Origin of the sequence: Rhodovulum sp. HP10 (genome assembly GCF_047553435.1) — a bacterium.
In the GTDB taxonomy this organism is placed as follows: domain Bacteria; phylum Pseudomonadota; class Alphaproteobacteria; order Rhodobacterales; family Rhodobacteraceae; genus Rhodovulum.
Map to the genome: position 1 here is coordinate 1,763,682 of NZ_CP180201.1, position 15,996 is coordinate 1,779,677.

General features: G+C 69.5%; 15 protein-coding genes. 2 read left to right on the forward strand and 13 right to left on the reverse strand.

Going from position 1 to position 15,996, the window contains the following annotated elements; genetic code table 11:
• Positions 1 to 8 precede the first annotated feature (8 nt).
• On the forward strand, positions 9 to 674 hold the full coding sequence (locus tag ACK8CO_RS08170) for a ChrR family anti-sigma-E factor (RefSeq protein ID WP_414898796.1): 666 nt from the start codon (positions 9 to 11) through the stop codon (positions 672 to 674).
• Positions 675 to 687: 13 nt separating this feature from the next.
• Here ACK8CO_RS08170 and ACK8CO_RS08175 read toward each other — a convergent pair whose 3' ends face one another.
• From ACK8CO_RS08175 to ACK8CO_RS08215, 9 genes are all read right to left on the reverse strand, one after another.
• Entirely contained in the window at positions 688 to 1,860 is a 1,173-nt protein-coding gene (locus ACK8CO_RS08175) for a DNA recombination protein RmuC (RefSeq protein WP_414898797.1), read from the reverse strand.
• Positions 1,857 to 3,728 (reverse strand): DNA mismatch repair endonuclease MutL, encoded by a 1,872-nt coding sequence (mutL, locus tag ACK8CO_RS08180; protein WP_414898798.1) that lies wholly within the window; start codon positions 3,726 to 3,728, stop codon positions 1,857 to 1,859. The genes ACK8CO_RS08175 and mutL overlap by 4 nt, the downstream gene beginning before the upstream one ends.
• A 54-nt stretch (positions 3,729 to 3,782) precedes the next feature.
• Positions 3,783 to 5,099, reverse strand: a complete 1,317-nt coding sequence (locus ACK8CO_RS08185) for a M16 family metallopeptidase (RefSeq protein WP_414898799.1) — start codon at positions 5,097 to 5,099, stop codon at positions 3,783 to 3,785.
• Positions 5,096 to 6,475 (reverse strand): M16 family metallopeptidase, encoded by a 1,380-nt coding sequence (locus tag ACK8CO_RS08190; protein WP_414898999.1) that lies wholly within the window; start codon positions 6,473 to 6,475, stop codon positions 5,096 to 5,098. Before ACK8CO_RS08190 ends, ACK8CO_RS08185 begins: the two co-directional genes overlap by 4 nt.
• A gap of 98 nt (positions 6,476 to 6,573) precedes the next feature.
• Positions 6,574 to 7,089: a DUF3035 domain-containing protein gene (locus ACK8CO_RS08195; RefSeq protein ID WP_414898800.1), complete on the reverse strand. Its 516-nt coding sequence runs from the start codon at positions 7,087 to 7,089 to the stop codon at positions 6,574 to 6,576.
• Between the two features lie 53 nt (positions 7,090 to 7,142).
• Positions 7,143 to 7,613: a signal peptidase II gene (lspA, locus tag ACK8CO_RS08200; protein WP_414898801.1), complete on the reverse strand. Its 471-nt coding sequence runs from the start codon at positions 7,611 to 7,613 to the stop codon at positions 7,143 to 7,145.
• Between the two features lie 3 nt (positions 7,614 to 7,616).
• Positions 7,617 to 9,206, reverse strand: a complete 1,590-nt coding sequence (gene purH / locus ACK8CO_RS08205; RefSeq protein ID WP_414898802.1) for a bifunctional phosphoribosylaminoimidazolecarboxamide formyltransferase/IMP cyclohydrolase — start codon at positions 9,204 to 9,206, stop codon at positions 7,617 to 7,619.
• A 4-nt stretch (positions 9,207 to 9,210) separates the two neighbouring features.
• Positions 9,211 to 10,998, reverse strand: coding sequence for a heparinase II/III family protein (locus ACK8CO_RS08210; RefSeq protein WP_414898803.1), 1,788 nt, complete (start codon positions 10,996 to 10,998; stop codon positions 9,211 to 9,213).
• Between the two features lie 98 nt (positions 10,999 to 11,096).
• A complete protein-coding gene (locus ACK8CO_RS08215; protein ID WP_414898804.1) occupies positions 11,097 to 12,389 on the reverse strand; it encodes an RsmB/NOP family class I SAM-dependent RNA methyltransferase in 1,293 nt (430 codons plus the stop codon).
• A gap of 70 nt (positions 12,390 to 12,459) precedes the next feature.
• On the opposite strand from ACK8CO_RS08215, the gene ACK8CO_RS08220 reads away from it, so the two are divergent.
• A complete protein-coding gene (locus ACK8CO_RS08220; protein WP_080614961.1) occupies positions 12,460 to 12,657 on the forward strand; it encodes a DUF1674 domain-containing protein in 198 nt (65 codons plus the stop codon).
• A 143-nt stretch (positions 12,658 to 12,800) separates the two neighbouring features.
• On the opposite strand, the gene ACK8CO_RS08225 is transcribed toward ACK8CO_RS08220, so the two are convergent.
• From ACK8CO_RS08225 to dapB, 4 genes are all read right to left on the reverse strand, one after another.
• Positions 12,801 to 13,031 carry a YrhK family protein gene (locus ACK8CO_RS08225; RefSeq protein WP_080614960.1) on the reverse strand — a complete coding sequence of 77 codons (231 nt, stop codon included), beginning with the start codon at positions 13,029 to 13,031 and terminating at the stop codon, positions 12,801 to 12,803.
• 365 nt (positions 13,032 to 13,396) lie between these two features.
• Positions 13,397 to 14,359 (reverse strand): Stf0 family sulfotransferase, encoded by a 963-nt coding sequence (locus tag ACK8CO_RS08230; RefSeq protein WP_414898805.1) that lies wholly within the window; start codon positions 14,357 to 14,359, stop codon positions 13,397 to 13,399.
• A 90-nt stretch (positions 14,360 to 14,449) separates the two neighbouring features.
• Positions 14,450 to 14,992: an isochorismatase family protein gene (locus ACK8CO_RS08235; protein ID WP_231119191.1), complete on the reverse strand. Its 543-nt coding sequence runs from the start codon at positions 14,990 to 14,992 to the stop codon at positions 14,450 to 14,452.
• Between the two features lie 98 nt (positions 14,993 to 15,090).
• Positions 15,091 to 15,903: a 4-hydroxy-tetrahydrodipicolinate reductase gene (dapB, locus tag ACK8CO_RS08240; protein WP_080614959.1), complete on the reverse strand. Its 813-nt coding sequence runs from the start codon at positions 15,901 to 15,903 to the stop codon at positions 15,091 to 15,093.
• Positions 15,904 to 15,996 lie beyond the last annotated feature (93 nt).

The window sequence follows — 15,996 nt, forward strand, 5'->3', positions numbered from 1 at the left end:
CCCGAGCCATGACCACGCGCATCACCCATCACCTGAACGACGACCTGCTGATGTCCTATGCCGCGGGCAGCCTGCCCGAGGCCTTCTCGCTGGTCGTCGCGACCCATGTCTCGCTCTGCGACGAGTGCCGCGCGCGGCTGGCCGGATTCGAGGCAGTGGGCGGCGCGGTGCTGGAGGCCGAGGAACCGGCCGCCGCCATGGCCGGGGACAGCCTTGCCGCCACGCTCCGGCGGATCGCGGCCATGCCCGAGGACGCGCGCATCGAGGCCCCCGCACCCGCTGCGGCGGCCGGCTCCGTCTTCCCGATGCCGCTGCGCGACTATGTCGGCGGCGATGCCGGGGACGTCAACTGGCGGGCCCTCGGCGGCGGCGTGCGTCAGGCGGTACTGCCCACCGGGAAGGACGCGACCGTTCGGCTGCTCTACATTCCCGCCGGAATGGCGATGCCCGATCACGGCCATGGCGGGATGGAGCTGACGCTGGTGCTGCAGGGCGCCTTCGAGGATGCGGGCGGGCGCTACGGGCGCGGCGATGTCGAGGTCGCAGGCGAAGAGCTCGACCATACCCCGGTCGCGGCGCCGGGCCCCGACTGCATCTGCCTTGCCGCCACCGATGCGCCGCTGAAATTCCGCGGCATCCTGCCGCGCCTGGCCCAGCCCTTCATCGGGATCTGAGGCGAGAGCGGCGCTATTCCGCCGCGCCGGGCAGACGGGGCATCATCTCGCCCTGATCGGCGCCGAGTTCCTCGAAATCGAGATTGTCCAGCCGGGCCGCGCGCTTGCCCGCGCGCTCGGCGGCAAGCCCGATGCCTTCCAGATCGGCGCGCGCCTGTCCGAAATGCGTGGTCAGCCGGTCGACCCGCTCGGCCACCAGCTCGACATCGCGGTGCAGCAGTTTCAGCGTCTTGCGAATCGCCCCGGCCTGATCGCGCATCCGCGCATCCTTGAGGATCGCCCGCATCGTGTTCAGCGTCGCCATGCAGGTGGTCGGCGACACGATCCAGACCCGCGCCTCGAAGCTCTCGCGCACCAGATCGGGGAAATTGGCGTGGAGTTCGGCATAGACCGCCTCGGAAGGCAGGAACATCAGCGCCCCGTCGGCGGTCTCTTCGGCGATGATGTATTTCTGCGAGATCGCCCGGATATGCGCCCGGACCGAGGTCTTGAAGGCGCGCACGGCCTCCTGCCGGTCCCATTGGGTCTCGGCCCGGCGCAAGGCCTCATAGGCTTCCAGCGGAAATTTCGAATCGACCACGATCGGCCCGGGCGGCTTCGGCAGCCGGATCAGGCAATCGGCGCGGCGCCCGTTCGACAGCGTCGCCTGCAGCACATAGCTGTCCTTTGGCAGCGCCTTGCCGACGATATCGGCAAGCTGGATCTCGCCGAAGGCGCCCCTTGTCTGCTTGTTCGACAGGATATCCTGCAAGGATAGCACATTGCCCGAGAGCTTCTCGATATTCTCCTGCGCGCGGTCGATGGTGGCCAGCCGCTGCTGCAATTCGCCCAGCGACAGCGCGGTGCGGCGCGAGGCGCCCTCGAGATTGCGGTTCATCTGCTCGGTGACCGCGGCCAGACGGCTTTCCATCAGCCTAAGCATGTTGGCCTGCGCCGCCGCCTGCGCCTCGGAAACATGGGTCAGCCCGCCCGCCAGCCGCTGCTGCCCCTCGCCCAGCTGATCGACCCGCCGCGTCAGCCGGTCCATCTGGTAGATCAGCGGTGCGGCCATCTCGGCCGAGCGCCCGGCGCGGCGCACCGCCGAGATCAGAAGCCCCAGCACCAGCAGGATCAGCGCCGCCGCCCCGGCCGCCGCCAGCACGACGGGGTCATCCCAGGCATAGGCCGTGCCGAAGACCTCGATCATGTGCGTCCGAACAGCCGCTCGATATCGGACAGCTTCAGCTCGACATAGGTCGGGCGGCCATGATTGCACTGGCCCGAGAGCGGCGTCGCCTCCATCTCGCGCAGAAGCGCGTTCATCTCGTCCGCGCGCATCCGCCGCCCCGAGCGGATCGAGCCATGGCAGGCCACCCGGCTGAGGATCGCGTCCAGCCGCGCCTGCAGGGTCTGGCTGTCGCCCTGATCGGCCAGCTCGTCGAGGATGTCGCGGATCAGCGCCCCGGCATCGACCTCGCCCAGCAGAGCAGGCGTCTCGCGCACCGCGATGGCGCCGGGGCCGAAGGGCTCGACCGTCAGGCCCATGCGGGTCAGATCGGCCTCGTGTTCCATCAGCCGGGCGATGTCGCCCTCGGACAGCTCGACGATTTCGGGGATCAGCAGCGCCTGCGCCGCGACGCCCCGCTCGGCCATCTGGCGTTTCAGCTTCTCGTAAACCAGCCGCTCATGGGCGGCATGCTGATCGACGATGACCATGCCGCGCTCGGTCTGGGCGATGATGTAGTTCTCATGCAGCTGCGCCCGGGCGGCGCCAAGGGGCAGAGCCTCGGCCTCGGGCGCGGGCGCGACGGTCTCGAACCGGGCCGAGGGATCGGCGAAGCCCTGGGCCAATGGCGCCTCGGACGGGGCTCCGGACAGGGCGGGCGGCGTGAGCGGCGCCTGTGCGGCATAAGACATGTTCAGCGCGCGGGGCGAGGGCCGGTCCATCTGGTAGACCCGCGGCGGGCCGGACGGTTCGGGCCGCATCGCGCCCAGCGTGGCGCCCGCCACCGTGCTGGATGCCCGGTGCCCGGCCCCGGCCAGCGCATGGCGCAGCGCCGAGACGATCAGCCCGCGCACGATGCCCGGCTCGCGGAAGCGGACCTCGGCCTTGGCGGGGTGGACGTTGACATCGACCAGATGCGGATCGCAATCGATGAACAGTGCCGCCGCCGGATGCCGGTCGCGGCTGAGCACGTCCATATAGGCGGCCCTCAGCGCGCCCAGAAGCTGCTTGTCGCGCACCGGACGGCCGTTGACGAAGAAGAACTGCGCCACCGCGGCGCCGCGCGAATAGGTCGGCAGGGCGGCAAAGCCGGTCAGGCCGAAACCCTCGCGCTCGGCCTCGATCTTCAGGGCATTCTCGGCAAAGTCGCGCCCCAGGACCGAGACCACACGGCCGTAAAGCGCATCGAACAGATCGCCTGTCTGAGCATCGGCGCGGAACAGCACCCGCCCCTCGCCGCCATCGCTGACATCGCGCAGGGTGAAGCCCACCAGCGGCTCGGCCAGAGCCAGCCGTTTCACAACATCGCCGATGGCCTGGGACTCGGCGCGGTCGCTGCGCAGGAACTTGAGCCGCGCGGGCGTCGCGAAGAACAGATCTCGCAGCTCGACCACGGTGCCGCGGTTCAGCGCCGCCGGCGTCACCGGCCCGGGCGCACCGCCCGTCACCGCGATCCGCACGGCCTCGGCGCCCTCGCGGCGCGAGGTGATGGTCAGCCGCCCCACCGCCCCCAGCGAGGGCAGCGCCTCGCCGCGAAACCCGAAGCTGCGGATATCGAGAAGATCCGAGCCGTCGATCTTCGAGGTCGCATGGCGCGACAGCGCCAGCGGCAGATCCTCGGCCGCCATGCCCCAGCCATCGTCGGTAACGCGGATAAGCCCCTTGCCGCCCTGGGCATAGGCGACCTCGATCCGCCGTGCGCCGGCATCGATGGCGTTCTCGACCAGCTCCTTGACGGCCGAGGCCGGACGCTCGACCACCTCGCCCGCGGCGATGCGGTTGATGGCGGCCTCGTCAAGCTGACGAATTCTGGGGATATCACGGTGAATGTTGGGGGCGGGGGAAGTCATGCCACAATTTCTAGCACGGCCCCCGCCGATTCGACCATGGGGTCAGTTGGGGGCTCAGTTGGTGGTTTCCAGCCCCTGCGGCTGCCCAACCACGACGAATTGCAGATGCGCGGGATCGAGCAATTCGGCCGCCACCCGCCGCACATCCTCGAGCGTCACCGCCCGGATCCTGTCATTGCGGGTCCTCACGTAATCGGGCGTCAGCCCCTCCATCTGCATGCCGACGAGGATGCGCGCGATCGGGGCATTGCCGTCGAAGCGCAGCGGATAGGCGCCGGTCAGGTAGGTCTTGACCTTCTCAAGCTCCTCTTCGGTCGCACCCGCCTCGGCCATGCGCACCCATTCGTCCCGGATCACCTCGACCGCCTCGGCGATCTTGTCATTGCCCGAGGCGACCCCGCCCATGATCAGCGCGGCGTGATCCATCGGCATCAGGTAGGAATAGACGCCATAGGTCAGCCCGCGCTTGACCCGGACCTCTTCCATCAGCCGGGCACCGAAGCCGCCGCCGCCGAGGATCTGGTTCATCACGAAGGCCGCGAAGAAATCGGGATCGTCGCGCTCGAGCCCGCGCTGGCCGAACACCGCCACCGATTGCGGCGTCTCGAAGGGCACCACCTTCACCCCGCCCGCAAGGTTCAGGGGCGCGGGCCCCGGCATCGGTGCGCCGGTCTCGGGAAGGCCCTCGAACAGCCTGTCGAGCAGCCGGCCCAGATCCTCGGCCGAGATGTCGCCCGCCGCAGCCACGAACAGCCGGTCGCGGGCCATCACCCGGTCGCGGGCGGCGATCAGGTCGTCGCGGGTCAGGGCGCCCACGCTCTTTTCGGTGCCGCTGATCGGGGTGGCATAGGGATGATCTCCATAGGCGATGCGGTCGAAGGTCTCGCCCGCGATGGCATTGGGATCGGTCGCGTCCGAGCGGATGCCCGAGATCACCTGCGCCCGTACCCGATCGATGGCATCAGCGTCGAAGCGCGGCGCGACCAGCGCCTGGCGCAGCAGACCGACCGCCTGATCGCGGTTCTCGGTCAGCATCCGGGCGGAAATCGCCAGCGAATCCGCGCCGACATCGAAGCGGTAACTGGCCGCCAGCGCGTCGCGTTCGCGGGCGAAGGCACGGGCATCCATCTCGCCCGCCCCTTCATCGAGCAAACCGGTCATCAGGTTGATGGCACCGCGCTTGCCCGGGGCATCGAGGCTCGCCCCGCCCTGGAAGCGGATCTCGAGCGAGACGAAGGGCACCTCGTGGCTTTCGACCAGCCAGGCATGGAGGCCGCCGGGCGATGTCACCTCCTGGATCTCGACCTCGGCCCGCAGCGGAAGAGCGGCGAGAAGGACGAAGCCAAGGCTGCTGAAGACGGCGCGGATCATTGGGTCACCTCCTGCGAGCCCGTGGGAATCGCCCTGGGCGCGTCGGAAGGCGCGACGCCGGGCGGGGTTTCGAGCCAGCCGGTGACCGAGCTGCGCGGGTCGAGCACGGCGCGCGCGGCCGCCATCACGTCCTCGGGCGTGACCTCTTGCAGGATCTCGGGCCAGGATTGCACATCCTCGACGCTCATGCCCACCGCCAGCGCCGCGCCATAGCGCCGGGCCAGCCCCTGGATATTGTCGCGGGCATAGATTTCCGAGGCGCGCAGCTGGGTCTTGATGCTGTCGAACAGGGCCGGATCGACGCCCTGATCGAGAAACTCGGCCAGGGCCTTGTCGAGCCCGGCCTCGGCCTCGCCCAGCGAGACGCCCTCGGCCGGCATCACGACGAAGCCGAAGGTGGTCTTGTCGAGCGACAGCCCGTCATAGAAGGCCGAGCTGTAGATCGCGGTGCGGCTGTCGAATTGCAGCTTGTCGCTGAGCACCGAATTGGTGCCGGAGCCGCCGAGGATCTCGGCCAGATATGTCAGCGCGGCGGCCTGTTTCTGATCGCCCGGGTCGCGCTCGGGCGCCAGATAGGTGCGGATCACATAGGGCTGGGCGACGCGCGGGTCCTGATAGGTCAGATGCCGGGCGGCCAGCTGCGGCGGCTCCTGCGGGCGCAGCCGCGGCGGCAGGGTCTCGGAGGGCACCAGCGGGCCGTAATGGGCCTCGGCCATCGCCTTCACCGCCTCGGGATCGACATCGCCCGCGACCACCAGCACCGCGTTGTTCGGCGCGTAATAGGTGCGGTAATAGGCCAGCGCATCGGCCCGGCTCAGCCCCTCCATCTCATGGCGCCAGCCGATGATCGGAATGCCGTAAGGGTGGTTGAGATATTGCGCGGCTTTGCGCTGTTCGGAAAACAGCGCGCCGGGGTCGTTCTCGGTGCGCTGGTTGCGTTCCTCGAGGATCACGTTCCGTTCCGTCGCGACATCGTCCTCGGAAAGCTTGAGGCCGGTCATCCGGTCGGCCTCGATCTGCATCATCAGATCCAGCCGGTCGGCGGCGACGCGCTGGAAATAGGCGGTGTAATCCCAGGAGGTGAAGGCATTGTCGGACCCGCCATTCTCCTCGACGATCTTCGAGAACTCGCCGGGGCCGACCGCATCTGTGCCCTTGAACATCAGATGTTCGAGGAAATGCGCGATCCCGGATTTGCCGGGCGGTTCGTCGGCGGCACCGACCCTGTACCAGACCATCTGCACCACGACCGGGGCGCGGTGATCCTCGATCACCACCACCTCCATGCCGTTCTGCAGCGTGAAATCGGTCACCTTCTCGGCACGGGCAATCCCGACCGTCGCGATCAGGGCCAGGACGGCCAGCCGGATCGGCATCATTCGCTTGTCTCTCCTCGGGTCAGCGGTTCGAGGCAAGCTACTGCGGCGCGCCGGGTTTGCAACCGGCGCCACGCAGATGTGAGCGGGCGCTACCGCTAGTCCCTGGGCGGCGCGCTGACATTGCGCACGCCGCGCGCACGCCAGCGTTCAAGCTCGGCATACTGGTCGAGCGACTGGCGGCTGTAGGCGTTGTAATAGACGGTCACGTTGAACCAGCGTTCCAGCAGCCGACCGTCATGCTTGCGGCGATAGTCGAGATCCTCCTGCGCCAGCGTCTGGCGGATCGAGGGATCGACACCGAAGCGGGTGACCTGGGCCATCAGCCCGGGATCGCCGGGCACGCCGCGGGCGATATTGCCGCCCAGCGCGGCCACGGCATCGGCCTCGGGCGTCGGATCGACGAGATTCGAGCCCCCCGGCCTCGGCGCCGGCAGCGAAGCCATGTCCTTGGGCATTTCCAGCGGCTTGTTCGGAACGACCGAGAATTCGTCGGGGCCGCGCTCGGAACCGCGCAGGTGCATCAGTTTCGGCTGATAGTCGTCCCCACGGCTGCAGCCCGACAGCGCCGCCGTCACAGCCACCCCAAGAACCAGTATCCGTGCCGATCGCATGCGCAGTCCCCTTCGTCCGGTCTGGCCCTCTTTAACGCAGCTTGCAGGGCGCGTCACGGGGTCTTGTCCTTCCCGGTGAAAAGCACGAGCCCCAGCGCGCCCGCGAAGATCGCCACATCGGCGACATTGAAGGCATAGGGGTTGTCGATGCCGCAACAGGACATGTTCAGAAAGTCGGCCACCGCGCCGTAACGCACCCGGTCCAGAGCATTTCCCAGCGCCCCCCCGATCAGAAGCCCGGCCGAGACCAGCGCCGCCGGGCGATGCCGCCCGCGCGCCATCCAGATGGCGACGCCGGCCGAGATCGCCAGCGACACCCCGATCAGCAGCCAGCGGGCCAGATCGGCGTCATGCGCGAACAGCCCGAAATTGACGCCCCGGTTCCAGGCCATCCGGAAGGTCAGATATGGCGGCCAGACATCGATGCGCTGATCGAGCGCAAGGCCCATGTGGTGGACCACATAGACCTTGCTGAACTGGTCGAGCAGGAAGACCAGCGCCGCGACAAGCCCGAGCCGCCGCATCGCTCAGTGCCGGAAGTGGCGCATGCCGGTCATGACCATGGCCAGCCCCGCCTCGTCGGCCGCCGCGATCACATCCTCGTCGCGGATCGAGCCGCCGGGCTGGATCACCGCCGTCGCCCCCGCCTCGACCGCGGCCAAGAGCCCATCGGCGAAGGGGAAGAAGGCGTCCGAAGCCACCGCGCAGCCTTTGGTCAGCGGCTCGGAAAGGCCCAGCGCCTCGGCCATGTCCTCGGCCTTGCGCGCCGCGATGCGGCAGGAATCGACCCGGCTCATCTGGCCCGCACCGACGCCGACGGTGGCGCCGTCCCTGACATAGACGATGGCGTTCGACTTGACATGCTTGGCCACGGTCCAGGCGAACAGCATGTCGGCGATCTCGGCCTCGGTCGGCGCGCGTTTCGTCACCACCTTCAGATCCGAGGCCTCGATCCGGCCATTGTCCTTGTCCTGCACCAGCAGCCCGCCCGAGACCTGGCGATAGGTCAGCCCGGCCGCCGCCGGATTGGCCAGCCCGCCGGTGGTCAGCAGCCGCAGGTTCTTCTTGGCGGCGAAGACCTCCTTGGCAGCATCGTCGGCGCCGGGCGCGATCACGACCTCGGTGAATATCTCGCTGATCGCCTTCGCGGTCGGCTCGTCGAGCTTCATGTTCAGCGCGACGATGCCGCCGAAGGCCGAGGTACGGTCGCAGTCGAAGGCGCGCCGATAGGCCTGTTCAAGGGTCTCGCCACGGGCCACGCCGCAGGGATTGGCGTGCTTGATGATGGCGCAGGCCGGGCCGGTCGCGGGCAGGAACTCGCTGACCAGCTCGAAGGCGGCATCGGTGTCATTGATGTTGTTGTAGGACAGCTCCTTGCCCTGCCACTGCCTGGCGGTGGCAACGCCGGGCCGTTCCGATCCGTCGATGTAGAAGGCCGCCTGCTGGTGCGGGTTCTCGCCATAGCGCAGCCCCTGGGCCAGCGCGCCCGCGAAGACGCGGCGGCGCGGCTGGGCATCGCCCAGCGCCTTCGCCATCCAGGTCGAGACGGCGGCATCATAGGCGCCGGTCCGGGCATAGGCGATCTGTGCCAGCTTCTTGCGGAATTTCAGGCAGGTCGCGCCGTCATGGCGGTCGAGCTCGCCCAGCAGCCGGGTGTAATCCTCGGTATCGACGACGACGTTGACGAAGGCGTGGTTCTTGGCCGCCGCGCGGATCATCGCCGGGCCGCCGATATCGATATTCTCGATGCAATCGTCATATTCGGCGCCCTTCGCGACGGTCGCCTCGAACGGATAGAGGTTCACGACCAGCAGATCGATCGGGCCGATGCCGTGCTCCTCCATGGCCATCACATGGGCCTCGTTGTCGCGCAGCGCCAGAAGCCCGCCATGCACCATCGGATGCAGCGTCTTGACCCGGCCGTCCATCATCTCGGGAAAGCCGGTGACCTCGGACACGTCCTTGACCTCTAGCCCCGCCTCGCGGAGCGCCTTGGCGGTGCCGCCGGTCGACAGCAGTTCGACCCCCCGGGCAGCCAGCGACCGGCCAAGATCGGCAAGCCCGGTCTTGTCGGATACGGAAAGGAGCGCGCGGCGCACGGGCACGAGATCGGTCATAGGATCAGTCCTTCGTCATTGAATGGGGGCGAGTCCAGGGGGCTGCTGTATCGTCGAATTCGTCTTCGCGCTCAAGGTCCCGCGGGGCCTGCGCGCCTTCATGGGCCTTGGCCAGCGTCCAGCCGACGACGCTGGCATGATCGGTCACCCGCGCCGACAGCACGATGGCCTGACTGGCGCGGGGAGCGGCGCGGCCGGTTTCCAGATAGACGCTGGGCACCAGCGACAGGCTGGCCGCGCCATCATGGCGAAACACCCAGATCTCGCCGCTTTTCGGCGCCAGCGAGACCGCCGAGCCGCCAAGGTCGAGCGCCGCGTCGATCTCGGGATGCAGGTGGAAGCGGATCGAGAAGGCAATGCCCTCGCCGCCCGAGCGCTCCACGGCACGCTCGAAGGCCGCGCGTTCCTCGGGGGTGAAGGCCGCCAGCGTGTCCTCGCCCGACAGCGCCCGGCCGTCATAGGCCAGGTTCAGCTGGCGCACATGGATCAGCCCATGGGTGGTCGCATAGCCATCATGCCAGGCGGTCAGCGCATGGCCGCCCTGCCCGGTCTCGGCCCGCCAGTCGACTGCGCCCGGGATCTCGGCCAGCAATTGCGGCCGCCCGCGCCGCCGGGGCGCCAGGCGCGACGAGGAAAAGCCCTCGATCGCCAGAGTCGAATGCGACGAGCTCGCCCGTCCAGCCAGCCGCCAGTCCGGCCCGAAGGCGCCGCCCGCGCCGCAATTGACGATCACCGGCCGCCGTCCCGAGGTCAGCTCGAAGGCCAGCGTCGAGGCATGCGCCTCGGCCGAGGCCGGTCCCGAGGGCGGCCGGGCCGCATCGACGATCACCGTGGTGCGCCCCGAGGCCAGCCGGGCATAGCCCATCGCCAGCCCCCTCAGCGGGCGCGGCTTGACCCCGGCCGCCGCCAGCGCCTGATCGAGCCGCCCCTCGGCCCCGTGCCCGCCGCCATGGAACCGCGCCAGCCCGCCATCGGCATGGCGCAGCGCGCGCAGCACCGGCGCGATCCGCTGGATCGCCGCGCGATGCCCCTGCCAAGCGGGCTGCCTGGCCGCTGCCAGCGCCGACTCGGCCCATCCCAGAAGGGTCAGCACCTCCAGCAGCTCTTCGGGATTGCGCGAGCTCAGCGCCCCGTCATCGGCGATCTCGGTGTCGCAGGCTCGCTCGAGCGCGGTCTGGGCCCCTTGCAGATGACGCCCCATCCCCTCGAGGCAGAGCGCGCCATAGATCAGCCCGGCCAGCGCCTCGAAGCGCGCCAGCCCCGGCGGCGCGTTGCGCCAGCGCCGGGCCAGAAACGCCGTCTGCCGGGCCAGCGACAGATGCAGCCGGTCACAGCCGGCCGCGTCGAGCCCGGCCTCGATGAAGCGTGCATGATGGATCATCCGGATCGTCCTGCGCCCGGCCAGTTCGGGCGTCCAGCCCGGCCCGCCGCCGCGCCCGAACCGCTCGATCCAGCCCAGAACCCAGTCCTGGGCCGCCCTCCGCGCCTTGCCATCGGCGGCGGCCGCCAGATCGTCGAGCCAGCCGAATCCCTGCCGCGCCGCCTCGAAGCGGAGGCCCGGGCTTTCGATATCCCAGATCGGGGTGCCGGGCGCCTCGACCGCGCCGCCATCGAACAGGAAGCGGCCTGCGCAAAGCTGCCGTCCCCGCGCGAAACTGCCGACCGAGCGCGGCTCGGGCTGCAGCACCAGACGCAGGGCGGGCCGGCCGAGCGCACTCAGCCGGGCATGGAGACGGTTTCTCCATGCACCGCGCCGCAAGGGCGGGAACTCGATGTCGGTCGGGCCTGCCATGGTCGGGCTTCGTTCTGTCGGGCTCTTGCCTGCCGCCGGACCATACCGGGCCGACTGAGGGGTGTCACCGAAGAATTGCGTCCGAAACGGGGCAGACGTCAGGCAGGTTTGCGAAGCCCGGCGATGAAGAACCCGTCCATGCCGCCGCTTTCGGGCCAGAGATCGGGCCGAAGCCGCAAGGCGCCATGGGCCGCGCGCCAGCCGGGTTCGATCCAGGGCGCATCGAAGGCGATGGCGGACAGATCCGGGTGACGCTCGAGCGCCGCCGCCAGTTGCGCCTCGCCCTCCTCGGGCAGAAGCGAACAGGTGCAGTAGATCAGCCGTCCGCCGGGGGCCAGCAGGCCGAGCGCGCGGTCGATCAGTGCCGATTGCAGCGGGAAGAGCGGCTTGACCGACGCGCCGTCCTTGGCGAGGGGCAGGTCGGGATGGCGCCGGATCGTGCCGGTGGCCGAACAGGGCGCGTCCAGCAGGATCGCGTCGAAACGGGCGTCGCCGCCCCAGTCCAGCGCATCCGCGACCACCAGCTCGGCCTCAAGCTCGGTGCGGGCCAAGTTCTCCTCGACGCGCGCCATCCGCTGTTCCGAGATATCGAGCGCCGTGACCTTGGCGCCCGCCGCGGCCAGCTGCATGGTCTTGCCGCCCGGCGCGGCGCAAAGGTCCAGAACCCGCTCGCCCGGCCGCGCCGCCAGCAGCCGCGCGGGCAGGGCCGCCGCCGCGTCCTGCACCCACCACGTGCCCTCGCCATAGCCCGGCAGCGCCGAGACCTGCACCGGCCCCGCGATCCGGACCGAGCCGGTCGACAGCGCCACGCCGCCGGTGGCCTCGGCCAGCGCCACGGCATCGCCATCCTTCGGCGTCAGATCGAGCGGCGCGCCCGCGGCATGGGCGGCCTCAATCCCGACCACGGCCGCCCGGCCCCAGGCGCTGTCGAGCCGGCCGCGCAGCCAGCCCGGCAGCCGCGGCGGCGGCAGTGCCTGCCAGTCGCTGGCGGGCAGATCGGCCACCTTGCGCAAGACGGCATTCACCAGCCCCGCCAGCGCCTCGGTCTTGCGATCGGCCCGGGCCAGCACGACGGCGGCATTGACCGCGCCATGGGCCGCGGCCCCGCCCTCGAGCATCTCGACCGTCGCGAGCCTGAGGATGGCGCGGACCGGCGGCGGCGGCGACCGGCGCAGAAAGGGTTTCAGCACCGCATCGGCGCGGCCCATATGGCGCAGCGTCGACACCGCCAGCCGCCGGGCACGGGCCCGCTCCGAGGGCTCGAGCGGTTCCAGAGGCCCCTCGGGCCCGGCCAGTTCGGCGATCAGCCGCCGCTCTTCCAGCACCGCGCGGATCAGCTCCAGCGCCGCTGCCCGCGTGCGCTCGGTCCCGCGTTCCCGTGGCTCGTCCATTCCGGCCCCCGCTTGCTCCATGCCGCGCCCCCGGTATATCACCGGATCGCAACCGGCAAGGAGGCGCCCGATGTCCGACGACGCTGAAGACACCCCCCGCAAGGATCTGCCGCCCGCAGCCCGGCGCGCGCTGGCCGAGGCCGCGGAGCGCCGCAAGGCCGCCGAAGCCGCCGCGGCGGCCCGGCCCGTCGAGCTGGGCGGCCGCGACGGCCCCGACCCGGTCCGCTATGGCGACTGGGAAAAGAAGGGCATCGCCATCGATTTCTGAGCCGCGGACCGCGCGACGAGAGCCGATCCGACCGCTCGGAAGCGAACGGGCGGCGACGGATCCGATCCGGGAACCGGCCTCTCGCATCGTCCTTTCGGCAGGCCCGGCAAGCGGGACAGGGCCGTCATTCGCGGCCGTGCCGCCTACATTCTGTCGCGCTCCTGTTTCTCGTAGATGGCTTTCGCGACTTCGCCGAAGGCACCTATCAGCATCAGGAACGATCCGACGATGAACATCCATACCGCCACGGTTTCCCAGTTCGAGAGCGTCGGCAGGAAGAGAACGGAGCCGACCAGAAACAGGACATTCCCTGCCACGGCGACACTGAGATGCCAGTGGCGGTAGGCCCGTACGATCCGCTCGAGTCCTGTCATTCCAACTCCGTCGTCACATCAAGGATCCCGGCACATGGCCCAGGACAGGCCCGTGCAGGGGCTCTGGCGGTTCTATCCGACCGGGGCCGGTTGAACAAAGCGTATGTCGGGACGGGACATCCGGGGGCAGGTCCGCGTCGCGCCTCGGGGGCGGTGATGCCCTTCGCCTTGCCCGAATGGGGGTCTTGGCGACCACCACGGCGAGCGCGGCCGATGAACCTCCGGCCGCTCCGGCATTGCAATGTGATCGGGCCATCGGCCTCGGGCGGCCTGTTCCCCGCTCAGGGCGAGGACGCCCCTGAAAACGGTGCGAGGGCCCGAGGCCCCGGAACATCGGGCCCGTCGCTGTCGCCGGGCGTCGGTCTTCAGGTCTCGCTCTCGAACCGGCAACGCCACTCCCGGCTCAGGGCATCGGCAAGCTTTGCCGTCGGCGGCACGACGGACCGGGCTTGCGCCGGATCGAAATCCAGCGCCGACAGCACCTGCGCCAGGACCTGTTGCGGGCCTGTCGACAGCGCGTCATAGGTGATGCGCAGGGGGTTCAGCCCCTCCTGCCGGAACCATCCTTCCCAGGCCGCATCGAGTGCCTCCTGCGCGGCCATATGGCGCCTGATCGCGGCGGCATCGTATCGCGGCTCCTGCGGAGGGGCGAGGCGTTCCAGTTCCGAGCCGTCGGCATTGCGATGCCACAGGCCGGTCTGTTCGGCCCGCAGGCGCGAGATTGCCTGATCCAGCCGGTCGGGGCGGGACAGATGGATGAACAAGGTTGGGCCGAAGGCCGCTTCGATCCGCTCCGCATCGCTCATCTCGCCGGGCACGAGCAGCTTCAACTGCTCCATGAAGAAGTCGAAACTGCCGCGCTGCATCCGCAAGCCGAACATGGTGGTATCGCCTCTGCCCCGCATCAGGGCGGCCTCGAAGACGGCACGAACCGCGTCCCGGTCGGACGCGAAATCGGCCCGTTTCAGGTCATGATCCGTCAGCCAGCCCTCGAGCGACGGCGCGTGAAAATGCGAATCCGGGTCTCCCGCCACCCCTGTCGTCGCAAGCAATCCGCAAAGCAGCGTGCTTCCGCTGCGCGGGACAGTGCAGATGATGTAGGATCGAAACGGCTTGCCTGTCATGGCTCGATCACTCCTGAAGCGCTGCCATGTCATATCTGCGGGGCCTCTGCCCGTCAAAAGCGACGCAACATCGGCACGAGGGGCGCGCAGATGCCGGAAACGCGCCCCTGGCAGGGCGGCACCCGCGCCGAGGCCGGGGAGCGGAGGAAGCCACAGAATAGGCCCGACCCGTCCTGGCGAACGGCAGAAGAAGGGCACCGCCACCGCTTTCGGAGCGGGCGGGCAGGGGAACACCAAGCTCGGCAGGCCTTTGGCGGCCCGCCGCCAGCCCGGCCCGTCAGACAGTCCAGCCGGTCAGCCGAGCGTCGCGAGAATGCCGGACGTGTCGGTCAGCCTTGCGAAATCGGCCTCGAGATGGGCCATCGTGACATCGAAGATCACCCGGGCCGAGAGCCCGGAACCGGGAAGGTCGAAGCCGATGACCGCATCGCGAACGACGGTCATGTCGAAGCCCAGATCGGCGCCGTTCCGGACCATGCTGTCGACGCAGAAACCGGCCACGGCTCCGGTCACGACCAGTTTCGAAATGCGGTTCTCGTGCAGCCAGGCCGCCAGATCGGTCGAGGCGAAGGCCGATGAGGTCCGCTTGACGAAGACCGGCTCGCCGCCCTGCGCCTCGGCGCAAGGCATCGGGCGAGATCCCCCGGCCTCGGCGGCAAGCGGCGATCCGGGGTCGGCGTCGACGTGGCGGATGTGAACGACCGGCAGGCCTTTCCCGCGGAAGGCCGCGACAAGCGCGGCGATCCGCTCGGGCGCATCGGCGTTCACGCAGTCGCGGCCGGCCCCGATGCGATGCTGCATCTCCATCTGCATGTCGATGATGACCAGGGCTTTCAATCGTCTCTCCTGTCCCGGGGGACTGCCAGCCGCCGAAAGGATGTCGAAACGGATGTCCCGGGCAGAGCGGCAGATGCCTTCCGAGGACCGGGCATGGCCTAAAGCCCCAGCACGTCGAGCATGTCATATTCGCCGGGCTTCTGGTCCTGCCCCCAGAGCGCGGCCTTCAGTGCCCCGCGGGCGAAGATCCGGCGGTCGGTCGCGACATGGCGCAGCACGATCCGCTCGCCCTCACCGGCGAAGATCACGTCATGCTCGCCGACGATGTCGCCGCCGCGAATGGCCGAGAAGCCGATCGCGCCCTTCGCCCGTTCGCCGGTGATGCCGTCGCGGCCGCGCTCGGAGGCCTCGTCCAGCACGATCCGCCGGCCTTCCGCCGCCGCCTCGCCCAGCATCAGCGCGGTGCCCGAGGGGGCGTCGACCTTGTGGCGGTGATGCGCCTCGACGATCTCGATGTCGAAATCGTCGTCGAGCGCGGCCGCGACCCGGCGCGTCAGCTGCATCAGCAGATTGACGCCGAGGCTCATGTTGCCGGCCCGCACGATCACCGCGTGCCGGGCGGCGGCCTTGATCTTCTGCAGATGCTCGGGCGCAAGGCCGGTGGTGCCGATCACATGCACGGCACGGGCCTGCGCGGTCAGGGTCGCGGTCGCGACCGTGGCCTCCGGCGTGGTGAAGTCGATCACCGCCTGGGCCCCGGCGATCACCGCCAGCGCATCGTCGGTGACCTTCACGCCCACGGCCGCGCCCCCCATCGCCTCGCCCACGTCGCGGCCGATCCAGGGATGGCCGGGCCGTTCGACACAGCCCGCAAGCCGGGCCTTGCCGCCTTGCAGCACGGCCCCGATCAGCATCTGACCCATGCGCCCCGAAGCGCCCATCACCACGATGCCCGGCAGGCTGTCCGTCATAACTCTCTCCTTCGACCCGACTGGGCCCGATTTAGCCCATGGACAGGCGGGCGCAAAGCCCCGCTTGGCAAAGACCGTCAGGTGGCCTAGATG

What these genes read in the sequence shown, in the direction of transcription:
- ACK8CO_RS08170 (WP_414898796.1), top strand. Translation starts at nt 9, where the DNA reads ATGACCACGCGCATCACCCATCACCTGAACGACGACCTGCTGATGTCC.
- ACK8CO_RS08175 (WP_414898797.1), bottom strand. Translation starts at nt 1,860, where the DNA reads ATGATCGAGGTCTTCGGCACGGCCTATGCCTGGGATGACCCCGTCGTG.
- mutL (WP_414898798.1), bottom strand. Translation starts at nt 3,728, where the DNA reads ATGACTTCCCCCGCCCCCAACATTCACCGTGATATCCCCAGAATTCGT.
- ACK8CO_RS08185 (WP_414898799.1), bottom strand. Translation starts at nt 5,099, where the DNA reads ATGATCCGCGCCGTCTTCAGCAGCCTTGGCTTCGTCCTTCTCGCCGCT.
- ACK8CO_RS08190 (WP_414898999.1), bottom strand. Translation starts at nt 6,475, where the DNA reads ATGCCGATCCGGCTGGCCGTCCTGGCCCTGATCGCGACGGTCGGGATT.
- ACK8CO_RS08195 (WP_414898800.1), bottom strand. Translation starts at nt 7,089, where the DNA reads ATGCGATCGGCACGGATACTGGTTCTTGGGGTGGCTGTGACGGCGGCG.
- lspA (WP_414898801.1), bottom strand. Translation starts at nt 7,613, where the DNA reads ATGCGGCGGCTCGGGCTTGTCGCGGCGCTGGTCTTCCTGCTCGACCAG.
- purH (WP_414898802.1), bottom strand. Translation starts at nt 9,206, where the DNA reads ATGACCGATCTCGTGCCCGTGCGCCGCGCGCTCCTTTCCGTATCCGAC.
- ACK8CO_RS08210 (WP_414898803.1), bottom strand. Translation starts at nt 10,998, where the DNA reads ATGGCAGGCCCGACCGACATCGAGTTCCCGCCCTTGCGGCGCGGTGCA.
- ACK8CO_RS08215 (WP_414898804.1), bottom strand. Translation starts at nt 12,389, where the DNA reads ATGGACGAGCCACGGGAACGCGGGACCGAGCGCACGCGGGCAGCGGCG.
- ACK8CO_RS08220 (WP_080614961.1), top strand. Translation starts at nt 12,460, where the DNA reads ATGTCCGACGACGCTGAAGACACCCCCCGCAAGGATCTGCCGCCCGCA.
- ACK8CO_RS08225 (WP_080614960.1), bottom strand. Translation starts at nt 13,031, where the DNA reads ATGACAGGACTCGAGCGGATCGTACGGGCCTACCGCCACTGGCATCTC.
- dapB (WP_080614959.1), bottom strand. Translation starts at nt 15,903, where the DNA reads ATGACGGACAGCCTGCCGGGCATCGTGGTGATGGGCGCTTCGGGGCGC.